This window comes from Clostridium sp. YIM B02555, from assembly GCF_022320955.1.
Taxonomy (GTDB): Bacteria; Bacillota; Clostridia; order Clostridiales; family Clostridiaceae; genus Clostridium; species Clostridium saccharoperbutylacetonicum.
Window position 1 is genome coordinate 129,179 of sequence record NZ_JAKJJY010000005.1, and the last position, 14,421, is coordinate 143,599.

At 31.5% G+C, this 14,421-nt stretch carries 7 protein-coding genes; all 7 read right to left on the minus strand.

Going from position 1 to position 14,421, the window contains the following annotated elements; all coding sequences use genetic code 11:
• Window positions 1–258: 258 nt before the first annotated feature.
• The 7 genes from pckA to gltB all read right to left on the minus strand — a co-directional run bounded on the left by pckA (window position 259) and on the right by gltB (window position 14,391).
• Entirely contained in the window at window positions 259–1,836 is a 1,578-nt protein-coding gene (gene pckA / locus L3B98_RS09810) for a phosphoenolpyruvate carboxykinase (ATP) (protein ID WP_238916477.1), read from the minus strand.
• Between the two features lie 437 nt (window positions 1,837–2,273).
• Window positions 2,274–3,614, minus strand: a complete 1,341-nt coding sequence (locus L3B98_RS09815) for a 2-hydroxycarboxylate transporter family protein (RefSeq protein ID WP_077365423.1) — start codon at window positions 3,612–3,614, stop codon at window positions 2,274–2,276.
• Between the two features lie 682 nt (window positions 3,615–4,296).
• A complete protein-coding gene (locus L3B98_RS09820; protein WP_238916478.1) occupies window positions 4,297–6,390 on the minus strand; it encodes a glutamine synthetase III in 2,094 nt (697 codons plus the stop codon).
• Between the two features lie 376 nt (window positions 6,391–6,766).
• Window positions 6,767–7,054 (minus strand): hypothetical protein, encoded by a 288-nt coding sequence (locus L3B98_RS09825; protein WP_077365427.1) that lies wholly within the window; start codon window positions 7,052–7,054, stop codon window positions 6,767–6,769.
• A 176-nt stretch (window positions 7,055–7,230) separates the two neighbouring features.
• Window positions 7,231–8,142, minus strand: coding sequence for a type II CAAX endopeptidase family protein (locus L3B98_RS09830; RefSeq protein ID WP_238916479.1), 912 nt, complete (start codon window positions 8,140–8,142; stop codon window positions 7,231–7,233).
• Between the two features lie 182 nt (window positions 8,143–8,324).
• Window positions 8,325–9,800 carry a glutamate synthase subunit beta gene (locus tag L3B98_RS09835; protein WP_238916480.1) on the minus strand — a complete coding sequence of 492 codons (1,476 nt, stop codon included), beginning with the start codon at window positions 9,798–9,800 and terminating at the stop codon, window positions 8,325–8,327.
• Window positions 9,801–9,813: 13 nt separating this feature from the next.
• Window positions 9,814–14,391: a glutamate synthase large subunit gene (gene gltB, locus L3B98_RS09840; RefSeq protein WP_077365433.1), complete on the minus strand. Its 4,578-nt coding sequence runs from the start codon at window positions 14,389–14,391 to the stop codon at window positions 9,814–9,816.
• Window positions 14,392–14,421: the final 30 nt, after the last annotated feature.

A 14,421-nucleotide genomic window follows, 5' to 3' on the forward strand; every position in this document is an offset into this window, starting at 1 on the left:
GCTTCACTCCAAGTCAAAGCAGCTGCGTTATACCTTTCAGACTCACCTTTCAATTAATAAAATTCTATCAACCTTCCTCAGTCCCCCTTTTTCCAACATAGTAGATTTCCTCAAACCATCAATTTACTAAAAACAATGCCTTTTTGTACAAAAAGAAGATCTAACAAAGTCCTATTTCTAACTTCATTAAATCTTCTCTATTTTTTATAATATCTATTCTTCTTTTAGCTTGCCAATCTAGTACAACCGCTACTTTGTTTATACTAGAATCTTATTCAATCCTGCTTCTAAGATATTTTCTGGCACATTATTGAATTTGCTAAAGTTTTCTTCAAATTTATCTGCCAACTCAAATGCTTTTCTATCATAAGCATCTTTATCTTCCCATAATTCTCTAGGATTTAATACTTCATTTGGAACACCAGGACACTGCTTTGGCATTAATAAATTGAATACTGGATGCTCATAATATTCAACTTTACCAAGTTCACCAGAAATTATGCCTGTAACCATAGCTCTAGTATATGACAAGTTAATTCTCTTTCCTATGCCATATACTCCACCTATCCAACCTGTATTTACAAGGTATACTTCAGTGTCATGTTTATCTATTTTTTCCCCTAACAATTTAGCATAAACTGCTGGATTCAAAAGCATGAAAGGTTCTCCAAAGCAAGCTGAAAATGTAGTCATAGGTTCTGTTATTCCTCTTTCTGTTCCAGCTACTTTACTTGTATATCCAGACATAAAGTGATACATTGCTGCTTCTTTAGTCAACTTACTTACAGGAGGCATTATTCCAAATGCATCTGCAGTTAAGAAAATAATTTTACTTGGGTTATTTCCAGTACCACTAACTTTAATATTATCTATAAATTCTATAGGATAAGCAGTTCTAGTATTTTCAGTCAGACTTCCATCTTTGTAATCTGGGACACCATTTTCATCCACTACAACATTTTCAAGGACAGCTCCAAATTTAATAGCATTATATATTTCTTTTTCTTTTTCTTTATCCAATCCTATAGTCTTAGCATAACAGCCACCTTCAAAGTTAAACACTCCATCATCACACCAACCGTGCTCATCATCACCTATAAGTTTTCTTTCAGGATCTGTAGATAAAGTTGTTTTTCCCGTTCCAGACAACCCAAAGAATACAACCGTCTGTCCATCATCACCTATATTAGCTGAACAATGCATTGGTAATACTCCTTTTTGCGGAAGTAAGAAATTCATTACCGAAAATATAGACTTCTTAATTTCACCCGAGTATGCAGTTCCACCTATAAGTATTATTTTCTTAGAAAAATTCATTAATACAAACGCTTCAGAATTCACTCCATCCTCTACGCCATCAGCTTTAAAACCTGGTGCAGAAATAACATTAAATTCCGGTATATGTTTTGCAAGTTGTTCCTCAGTAGGTCTTCTAAACATTTGTGTCGAAAACATAGCTTGATAAGCACATTCACACACAACTCGTATAGGCATTGAATATTCTTCCATAGCTCCTACATAACCATCAAATACAAACAATTCTTTTTCTTCAATATATTTTACAACTTTATTATAAAGTTTACCAAATACATCTTCTCCTATAGGAAGACATACTTCTCCCCAATTAACTGTATTTTCTGTAGTCTCATCTCTTACAATAAATCTATCTTTAGGAGATCTTCCTGTATACTTCCCTGTATTAACCACTAGAGCCCCCTTATCAGAAAGAGAAGCTTCTCCTCTAGCTAAAGCAAATTTCACTAATTCAGGTATTCCAGCATTTCTATATAATCCATTATGCTTCTTAATATTCAAGTAATCTAAACTTATATTCATAACGTATTTTTTCCTCCTCAGTCACATTTCTTATTTTTAATCGCACTTATACAATTGTTAGTATAAGAATATCAAATAGCGTCTAATTTGTCAAACATTTGTTGTTTTTTTTAACATTTGTGTGAGATGTTTTTCTTTTAAGCAGAAAGCACTTCCCTTATATACAAATCAGTTTAATTATGACTTATAGATTATTAGAAATTTACATCTAGCATGTTTTTAATTACATTTGTCTTTTATTTTAACATATGCTGATAAAAATTCGCTTTCCATAAAAGAACACAATCTATTTCATTGTATTTTGTGAAAGTCCTTCTTCATTGCGATTATTATACACACAGAAAAACAAATCCTAAAAGTTTGCTTAATACTTTTAGAATTTGTTATAACTTTAGCTTAACAATTGTTTAATATATCATCGTATCTGATGGTCATTATTAGTTTAACATTCTCAACAACGAAATAGCTAAAGTAACTGTAGCTGCTCCTCCAAGTCTTGTAGCAACTTGAGCAAACGGAAGAAGTTCTAATCTATTTCCTGATGTAAGTATAGCTATATCTCCTGTCCCACCTTGTCCACTGTTACAAGATGTTACCATAGCAGCTTCAACCGGATACATTTTCATCGCTTTACCAACAAACCATCCTGTTACTACTACTGTTGTAACTGTACATACAATTACTATTAAATATTTTGGATTAGTAATAACCGCAACAAGATTTTCCCATGGCGTATTAGCAATACCAACTCCAAGTAATAATGGTACTGTAACAGCTGTTGTTATAAATTTAAATAATGCATATCCACCTTGTTCTATATTGCTTGGAATAACTCCTGCTGCTTTAGCTATTACAACTGATAATAACATAACTATAGGTGCTGGTAATCCAATTAGAGAATTTACGTATACTCCCAGTAAATAAAGCGCAAAAGCTAGTACACCTGTTGCTGCCATTTTAGCTATATCAATTTTTATTTCTTCTTTAGCTTTATTTCCTGCTTTCGCCGCTTCTAATACATCATCATCTCCAGATTTCAATAAAGCTCCATTACCTGAATACTCAGGATATTTTTCACCTATACGTTTTAACACACCAGCATAAATTATAGCAGTTAGGCTTCCTAACATTACACATGGAAGAACTGATGCAAACAAAGCATCTTGCTCTTGTCCCAAAACAGCCGCATATCCCATTGATAAAGGAAGTGCACCTTCTCCAACACCACCTGCCATAATTGGTGCTACAATAAAGAAATATGTTTTATATGCTCCAATTCCAAGTAACATTCCTACTCCAACACCCACTACAGAAGCTGCAACCGCACTTATAATAAGCGGTACAAACATTTTAAAGAAAGCTTTAATAAGAACCTGTCTGTTCATACTGCAAATACTTCCTACTATTATACATGCAATAAAAACATATAAGAAATTAGTGCTCTTCATAAAAGTAACAACTGCATCACTTGCTTGCTTTGGTATAAGATGCGCATATAGCAAGTATGAAGGCAAAAATGTCGCCATGATAACCTTACCACCAATATTCTTAAAAATAGGTATTCTTTGTCCTATTTCTGCACAGCCATAACCATAAAGTACCATGATAGCCGCTGCTCCAATCATATCCTTAGGAAATATTTGTTTTTGAAGCAATCCTGTAACAATAAGTAATAAAATTCCATACACTCCTAAAGGCATAAATGCAATTTTGTACCCTAATACCTTTTTTAACATAGACGTTTGACTTGTGTTTTTTTCAACGTTTGAAATATCCATTTTGGATCCTCCCCTTGTTATTTTTAAATTTTATCTTCTTTTCGCAATGTTTAATATCATCATTTAATCTAAACGTTTTCCCTATATTTGTTATAAGCTGTAAATATTAAAGCACCATATTTACTATTTATGAAAATATTTATAATTCCAAATTTAAGCAATAGTGTTAATGTTTACATGAGGTGTATAAAAGCTTTACATCATTTATATTAAATCAACGATAATTTCATCACTACTCCTTTAATATATTTTGTAATATCATGTTATCATCTTTTTTTCACTTTGTCAAACAAATGTTAAAATAAATAACAATTGTTTTGTTTGTTGTTATATTTTTTTACTCTCATTAAGCTAAAACAACATATTAATTATCTATCATGTTACTTTCTATAATATATCTCTTTACATATGTTGTTTCTCCAAACATTTGATTAATTTCCTTGATATTTATTCTACTAATTATTATTATTTGATTAATCTATTCCTTACCCTATCTTTATTTAATAGATATACTGTATCTTCTTTCGACTTCTAAAATTTAAATATTTAAAACATGTATTTTCCATAACTTTCACTTAACTTTAACCTTCTAAAAAAACAATAAAGTGAATAATACTTTTTATAAAAAAAAAAAAAATGAAGCGCTTTATTTCTAAAGCACTTCATTTTTTAAAACTATATATTAAACATTAAATAACATATCACTATAAGTTGGTAATGGCCAGAAATCTTCATCAACTATAGTTTCAAGCTTATCAGCATCTTCTCTTAAAACATTCATTTGTTCAAATACTTCGTATCTGTACATCATTCCTAAGTCGAATATATCGCCTTTGAAGTTATCTGCTTTTTCAACTAATTCTTCAAGAAGTTTTACATTTTTACTTAATGAAGCTGTTAACTTAGAAACTTCAGTTAATAATTCAGTTTGAACAGATACATCAGCGCCTACGCCAGTAGCTTTAATAGTATTTATTGATTCAGCAAGACTTGTAGTAAATTGAATTACTGCAGGTATAATTTGACGTTTTGCCATTTCAAGTGTTGTTAAAGCTTCTATATTTATAATCTTGTTATAGTTTTCTAGAGTTATTTCATAACGAGATTCTGCTTCAACTTTTGTTAATACTCCATGTTTCTCAAGAACTGCTTGGTTCTTTTCAGAAATCATAGCTTTAGCAGCTTCTACAGTAGACTTAATGTTTGGAAGTCCTCTCTTTTCTGCTTCAACAACCCATTCATCAGAATATCCATTACCATTAAAGATAATTCTCTTATGTTTTTTAACGATATCTGTTAAGATTGCTTGAATTTCAGCATCTAAATTAGTAGCTTTTTCTAATTTTTCTGCAATTTCAGATAAAGTTTCAGCAACGATTGTATTTAATACAAAGTTACATCCAGCAATTGAAGCTGATGATGGAACCATTCTGAATTCAAATTTATTTCCAGTGAATGCAAATGGAGATGTTCTGTTTCTATCAGTTGCATCTTTTGGAAGCGCTGGTAAAGTATTAACACCAATTGTTAATTCACTTGCAGATTTAGAGCTTGTAGCTGGTCCCTTTTCAATTTGTTCTAATACGTCTTCTAATTGATCTCCTAAGAATATTGATATTATAGCTGGAGGAGCTTCATTCGCACCTAATCTATGATCATTTCCAGCATTAGCAGCCGATACTCTTAATAAATCTGGATATTCATCAACAGCTTTTATTACAGCACATAAGAATAAAAGGAATTGTTGATTATCGTGTGGGTTCTTACCTGGTTCAAGAAGGTTCATTCCATCATCTGTACCCATTGACCAGTTATTGTGCTTACCAGATCCATTTACGCCAGCGAATGGTTTTTCATGAAGTAAACAATACAAGTCATGCTTTGCAGCAATTTTCTTCATTAATTCCATTGTAAGTTGATTGTGATCTGTAGATATATTTGTTGTACTGAATATAGGAGCTAATTCATGTTGAGCAGGGGCAACTTCGTTATGCTTAGTTTTAGCTAAAATACCAAGCTTCCAAAGTTCTTCATCTAACTCTTTCATGAAATCAGAAATTCTTTGCTTTATTGTTCCGAAATAATGATCTTCAAGTTCTTGACCTTTTGAAGGTTTTGCACCAAATAAAGTTCTTCCTGTTAAGATAAGATCTTTACGAGTATCATACATTTTCTTATCAATTAAGAAATATTCTTGTTCAGGACCTACTGTTGTAATAACTCTTTTAGTAGTTGTATTACCTAACGCTCTTAAAACACGTAAAGCTTGAGTATTTAAAGCTTCCATTGAACGTAATAATGGAGTTTTCTTATCTAAAGCTTCACCATTATAAGAACAGAAAGCTGTTGGTATGCATAAAGAACCATCTTTAATAAATGCTGGCGAAGTACAATCCCATGCAGTATATCCTCTAGCTTCAAAAGTTGCTCTAAGTCCTCCTGAAGGGAATGAAGATGCATCAGGTTCACCTTTAATTAATTCTTTACCTGAAAATTCTAATATAACTTTTCCATCTGAAGTTGGACTGATAAAAGAATCATGCTTTTCTGCAGTAATTCCAGTCATTGGTTGGAACCAGTGAGTAAAGTGAGTTGCACCTTTTTCAACAGCCCAATCTTTCATTGCTGAAGCAACTACATCAGCAACATCTGCTTCAAGAGCAGTTCCTTTTTCAATTGTCTTTTTTAAAGCTTTATAAGTAGCCTTTGGAAGACGTTCTTTCATTACAGCATCACTAAATACATTTGAAGCGAAAACTTCGTTGATTTTGTTCATTAATAAAATCTCCTTTCAGATACACAACATTATTTGAATTGATATTAACTACTTGAAATAATTAATAATTTTATAAAAATTTTAGAATATAAATATTAAATTGTCAACAATAAAAACATAAAATAATAGTAAAATCCCTACTTATAAATACATATTTGCCACAAAATGTATTTATAAAAAAATATGGAATCAAAGAAACAAATAATATTCTTTAACTCCATTGTTAAAATCATAATTAAATTATAATATACTTTTTATTACTACTATATACCATAAAAACTGCCATAGTCTTATCTTTGGTACTGCTTAATTATACTATATTTTTACCAATTATTCAACACTGAATTAATTTTTACAAATAAAATTTTATAATTGATTATTTTTTACTATCTACATCTTCATATTCAACATCGATAACTTCACCATTAGTATAATCATCACTTTGAATGTCATAATCATATTTTTCATCTTGGGGATTGCTAATCTTGTCTGAATTTCTCGCTTCATTTTTCCCTTTGATAAATCGAACAACTTTTGTAATAATATAAATAATCCCACCTGCTAATAAGAGCCATGGAAAAATTTTTACAAATATTTTAAATACAAAAAATAATAATAAGACTGTCCCTATAATATAAATGTACTTTTTTAATTCTCCGTTCATTTCACTCAACCTCTACTCACTAAGTTTTTAATATATTCATCCAAATTTTTAATATGTTACGATTCTTAAATAACTATTTTCCAATCAAATTAGAAGCCTTTAAATCACTTATGAACTAATTCATTCAGTTCAAATTATACATCAAGAATATAATATTTACAATGTACTGATAGCAACTAAAATCTTGCATCTATAGGTAGAAATTTATATATTAAGAAAATAGTTATTAATAATAAAAGTGTAACTATAATTCCACCTTCTGGTCCAAAACTCCCACCATTAATTATACTAGGTACTAATGTCTTTACAGAATATATTGAATCAGTAATATTTCCACTTACTAAAAATCCAAAGACATCTCCTTGAAAGTAATTCCAAGTTATGTGATAACCTATGCATATCCAAATACTTTTGGTTTTCATAAAAATATACCCCATTGTAATTCCAAACAAAAATAAATTAATATATGCTACTACACTTATTCCACTATTCATAGAATGCATTAATGAAAAAATTACCGAAGATACTAATATCGGAATCCACGTTATTTTAGTTTGCTTTAATACAGTCATACAATATCCTCTGCAGAAAAGCTCTTCATTTATTCCAACAAAAATAAAAATTATTAATTGAATGATTAAAGACTTTGAAAAATGTGGATTAATAAAACCATTTATAAGAACCACAGATTTACTTAAAATCAATATTAAAGCAACTATTGTAAACGAAACAGCCCCTATGAGCAATCCAAAACATAATTGTTTCCAACTCTTTCTTAAATTTGTCAGCCCAATATCTTCAAGTTTACCATTGTCACCCTTCTTCCAAAATAGAACTACAAGAATAATTAAAGTTATACACTGAATTAAATATAAACATATGCCCGGAAAATAGTTCATACTAGAAAATTGTTTATCTATTAAACCAACATCAAGATATGCTTGAGGATTTTTACTAAATAATAGTATAGAATATATCAAACAAAAAATTCCTGATATTATGATTGTTGAAATAAAATATATTAGATAGAGAGATGCTATTTTCCATCCAGATCTAACTACATTATCACTGTTTTTAATTATTTTCATTCTTTTATTTTAACCCTTCCTTAATAATATTTAAAGTAGTTATCAAAACCATTTAGCTTTACTAATTATTATAACTTTTTACTTAATAAAATTATATTAAAATAACCTTAATTTTATCCTAATGAAATGAAAATCTTTTATAAAAAAATACCTCCAGAAAGTTTCCGGAGGTATTCTTTATATTATTCTGTTCTTAAAAATCTGTCAACTGCTATAGCAGATTGCATTCCTTCACTTATTGCAGTAACAACTAGTGATTGACCACGTCTAGCATCACCTGTTGAAAACACTTTAGGTACATTTGTCTTGAAGTCTATATCATTTGCTTTAACATTGGTTCTTGCATCTGATTCAACTCCAAAAGCTTCTTTAATATAACTTTGTGAGCCTGTGAAGCCCATTGCTAACAATACAAGTTCAGCCTTCCAATTCTTTTCTGAACCTTTAACTGGTATTGGTCCAAATCTTCCATTTTCATCTTTTTTCCATTCAACCTTTACCGTATCAACACTTTCAAGATTTCCATCCTTATCAGCATGAACAGCTGTAACTGTTGTTAAATATTCTCTTGGATCTTTACCATATAAAGCCATAAATTCTTCTTGGCCATAATCAACCTTAAGAACCTTTGGCCATTCTGGCCATGGATTATTTTCAGCTCTTTCTTTGACTGGTTCACCCATTATTTCAAATTGAACTAACGACTTACATCCATGTCTAAGGGAAGTTCCAACACAGTCTGTCCCTGTATCTCCACCACCAATAACTATTACATTTTTACCTTCTGCTGAAATATATTCCTTATCCTCATGTTTAGAATCCAAAAGACTCTTAGTGTTAGCCTTTAAGAAATCAACTGCAAAATGAATGCCTTTAATCTCATTTCTTCCTTCTACATTAATATCTCTAGGTTCAGACGCTCCTGTAGCAAGGACTACTGCATCAAATTCATCTAAAATTTGTTTTGCATCATAGTTGTCTCCAACATTTGCATTAGTAACAAACTTTACACCTTCTTCAGCCATTATGCTAACTCTTCTCAAGATAACTTCTTTATCAAGCTTCATATTCGGAATTCCATACATTAATAATCCGCCTGGTCTATCGCTTCTTTCAAAAACAGTAACTTTATGTCCACATTTATTTAAGGTATCAGCAGCAGCAAGCCCTGCTGGCCCCGACCCAATTACAGCAACGGTTTTACCAGTTCTTTTTGCAGGAGGGTTTGCTTTAACATAACCATTTTGAAAAGCAACATCAATTATGCTTCTTTCATTTTCTTTTATAGTAACTGCTGGGCCATTTAATCCAGCAGTACATGCAGATTCACATGGAGCTGGACATACCCTGCCTGTAAACTCTGGGAATGGATTAGTCTTATTTAATCTTTCATAAGCCAAGTCCCATTTATCTCTGTACACTAAATCGTTCCATTCAGGAATTAAATTATGAAGCGGACATCCTGACACCATACCTGAAAATAATACTCCAGATTGACAAAATGGAATTCCACAATCCATACATCTAGCACCTTGGATACATTGCTTTTCCAAAGGAAGTCTTGAATGAAATTCATTATAATCTTTTAATCTTTCTTTAGGTTCTCTATTTGTTCCTACTTCTCTATCATACTCTAAAAATCCAGTTGGTTTACCCATTTGCCTAACCCTCCTATATTCCTTTGATTTCTTGGAAAGTTTTTATTAATGCATCGTCCTCATTACATCCAAGATTTTTATACTTTTCAACAGTTTCTAATACCTTCTTATAATCTTTAGGTATTATTTTGTGGAATTTAACTTTTTCTGTTTCAAAGTTGTATAATATTTTATTTCCTTTAGGAGAGCCTGTAACTTTTACATGTTCTTCAATTAAGTTCTTTAATTCTTCTTCATCTTCTAAGCTTAACTCTTCTAATAAAATCATTTCTTCATTTAAATTTATTCTGAAGTTCGGATCTTCTTCGTAAAGATAAGCAATTCCTCCACTCATACCAGCCGCAAAGTTTATACCTACTTTTCCTAAAACAACTACTTTACCACCAGTCATGTACTCCAATCCATGCGCTCCTACTCCTTCAACAACAGCAGTTGCACCAGAGTTTCTAACGCAGAATCTTTCACCAGCAATACCATTAATAAATACTTTTCCCGAAGTGGCACCATATAAAGCAACATTACCTATTAAGATATTCTCTTCTGCGACAAAGGTTGATTTCTTTGGAGGATATACTACAAGCTTACCACCTGATAATCCTTTTCCAAAATAATCATTTGCATCTCCTTCTATTTCAAAAGTTAAGCCTTTTGGAATAAAAGAACCAAAACTTTGCCCGGCTGCTCCATTACATTTAATTGTAATTGTATCTTCTGGTAATCCTTCTCCTCCATGCACTTTTGTCACTTCTGAACCTAAGATAGTACCAAGAGTTCTATCAGTATTAGTGATATCAACCTCTAGACTTACCTTTTCACCATTAGTTATAGCATTTTTGCATTTATCTAAGAATATTTTCTCATCCATTACTTTATGTAACTTAAAGTCATATTTCTTAGTAGCATCGAATTTAACTACTTTACCTCTGTATTTATCTGGAGTATGAAGTATTGAACTTAAGTCAATGCTCTTTGCCTTCCAGCCATGAGCATTTTCTCTTTGTTTAAGTCTATCTACTCTACCAATCATCTCATCAAGTTTTCTATAGCCAAGCTTAGCCATGATTTCTCTAAGTTCTTCTGCTATGAAGTACATAAAGTTAACAACATATTCTGGCTTTCCTTTAAATCTCTTTCTAAGTTCTTCATTTTGAGTTGCAACTCCTACTGGACAAGTATCTAAGTTACAAACTCTCATCATAACACATCCTAATGCTACAAGCGGTGCAGTTGCAAATCCAAATTCTTCTGCTCCAAGTAATGCTGCAATAGCAACATCACGTCCACTCATAAGCTTACCATCAACTTCTACTCTAACTCTTTCTCTTAAATCATTAAGCAATAAAGTTTGATGAGCTTCAGCTAATCCAAGCTCCCATGGAAGTCCTGCATTTTTAATAGAGTTCTTTGGTGATGCACCAGTTCCTCCATCATATCCTGAAATTAATATTACTTCTGCTCCGCCTTTTGCAACACCAGCAGCAACAGTACCAACTCCACATTCAGAAACTAATTTTACTGATACTCTAGATCCTGTATTAGCATTCTTTAAGTCATAAATTAATTGAGCTAAATCTTCTATTGAATAAATATCATGATGCGGCGGTGGTGATATAAGACCAACACCTGTAGTTGAATGTCTAGTCTTTGCAACCCATGGATAAACCTTAGTTCCTGGAAGTTGTCCTCCTTCACCAGGCTTTGCTCCTTGCGCTAGTTTTATTTGAAGTTCATCTGCATTAACTAAATATTCAGAAGTTACTCCAAATCTACCAGATGCAATTTGCTTGATTGAAGACCTCTTTGAATCTCCATTTTCATCTACAGTCCATCTTTCACTGTCTTCTCCACCTTCACCAGTGTTAGATCTTCCACCAATTCTATTCATTGCAATTGCAAGTGCTTCATGAGCTTCCTTAGAAATCGATCCATAAGACATAGCACCTGTCTTAAATCTCTTAACTATTTCAGCAACTGGCTCAACTTCATCTAAAGGAATTTCTTTAGAGTTATAATTAAAATCTAATAAGCCTCTTAATGTTATTTCTGCTTTTTCATCATCAATTAATGAAGTACATTCTTTAAATAACTCATAATTACCAGTTCTTGTTGCTTCTTGAAGTTTATGAATAGTTAATGGATTATATAAGTGCTTTTCTTGACCATCTTCACCAGATCTTAATTTTTCATATCCTGGTGAATCTAATGCAAAGTCAGCAGCATAAGTTTTGTCTTTAAAGCCTTTTTCATGATTTATTTCAGCTTCTTTTTGAATTTCCTTTAAGCTTATTCCTTCAATTCTACTGATAGTATTAGTAAAGTACTTGTCTATAACTTCTTTTCCAATACCTATAGCTTCAAATATCTGAGCTCCTTGATAAGATTGTATTGTTGAAATACCCATCTTAGAAAGAATCTTTATGATTCCTTTAAGTACCGCTTTATTATAGTTATAAACTGCTTTATGATATTCTAGACTTAATAATCCTTCTTCAATTAAGCCCTTTAATGATTCATAAGCCATATATGGATTTATAGCTGATGCACCAAAACCAATCAGGGTAGCAAAATGATGGATTTCTCTTGGTTCTCCACTTTCTAATACTATTCCAACTGATGTTCTAGTTCCTTTTTTAACCATATATTGATGAAGGGCTGATACTGCAAGTAATGATGGAATTGGAATTTTTGCTTCAGATACATTTCTATCAGATAAGATTAATATTGTATAACCTTTTTCATATGCATCTTGTGCTTTTTCAAAAATATCATTTAATGCAGTTTCTAAAGAACTACCTTTGTCAAATACTATATCAATAACTTTTGATTTTAAATTTGCATCATTAAGTGCTTTAATTTTAGCAAATTCTTCATCATTGATTATTGGCGAATCAAGTTTAAGTAATTCACAATTAGAAGGCTTGTCTTCTAATATATTTCCTTCTGGCCCTATGTAAACATTAGAAGCTGTAATTATCTCTTCTCTAATAGCATCTATAGGCGGATTAGTTACTTGAGCAAATAATTGCTTAAAGTAATTAAATAATGGTTGTGCTTCTTTAGATAATACAGCAAGCGGAACATCTACACCCATTGCTGCAAGAGGTTCTGCCCCTGTTTCAGCCATTGGAAGCATAGTTGTTTTTACTTCTTCATATGTATATCCAAAAGTTTTTTGTAATCTTCTTCTTGTTGCTCCATCATATTCAATTTTGAATTTTTTACTTTCTTTTAGCTTGTCTAATGTAACTAAATTTTCGCTTAACCATTCTTCATATGGATTTTCAGTTGCATAAGCTTCTTTTAATTCTTCATCATCTATTACTTCTTTTTTAACTGTATCAACAAGTAACATTCTACCCGGTCTTAATCTATCTTTCTTTTCAACAATTTCAGCTGGAATATCCAACGCACCAACTTCTGATGAAAGAATTAATCTTCTATCTTTAGTTATATAATATCTTGATGGTCTTAGACCATTTCTATCTAGAACTGCACCAACTTTTTCACCATCAGTAAATACGATAGCAGCTGGACCATCCCATGGTTCCATTAATGTGGCATTATATTCATAAAATGCCCTTTTTTCTTTACTCATAGTTTTACTCTTATACCATGGTTCTGGAATTGCCATCATAACCGCTCTAGTTAAGTCCATACCATTCATATATAAGAATTCTAAATTATTATCAAAGATTGCAGAATCTGAACCTTCTTTATTTATAATAGGTAATACTCTATTTAAATCTTTTCCTAATGCTCTAGATTTAACATTTGTCTCTCTAGAGTAAACTCTATTTACATTTCCACGAAGTGTATTAATTTCACCATTGTGAATCATAAATCTATTTGGATGAGCTCTTTCCCAGCTTGGGAAAGTGTTTGTACTATATCTTGAGTGAACTAACGCTAATGATGTTTCTACTCTTTCATCTTCTAAATCTTTATAGAATTCTCTTAATTGTGTAGATAAAAGCATTCCTTTATATACGATTGTCTTTGAAGAGAAAGATGCTATGTAGAAAGTTTCATTCAAGAATTTACTTATCCATCCAGCTCTTTTTTCTATATTTCTTCTAACTATATATAATTTTCTTTCGAAATCTTTTCCTCTTTTTATCCCATTAGGTTTCTTAACAAAAGCCTGAGCAATAAAAGGCATTGCTTCTAAAGCAGCTTTTCCAAGAATTGAAGAATTTGTTTGAACTTCTCTCCACCCAATCAGTTCAAGTTCTTCTTCTTTAGATATATCATCAAAAAGGCTCATAGCTTCTTTTCTTGCCTTTTCTTCCTGTGGTAAAAATACCATAGCAACAGCATAATCACCTTCATTACCAAGAGTCATCCCCTTAGCTTTCAATTCTTCTTCAAAGAATTTATGAGGTATATTAAATAATATTCCTGCTCCATCTCCTGTATGTTCGTCAGCACCAGTTCCACCTCTATGCTCTAACTTTTCAAGTATAGTCAAACAGTCTGATAATATTTCATGAGATTTCTCGCCATCAATGTTTACTATAGTCCCAATTCCACAAGCATCATGTTCAAAACATGGATTATATAGCCCTTGCGCATTCGGATTATTGTTTTCCATGAAAATTCCCCCTTGAGATAATAATATATT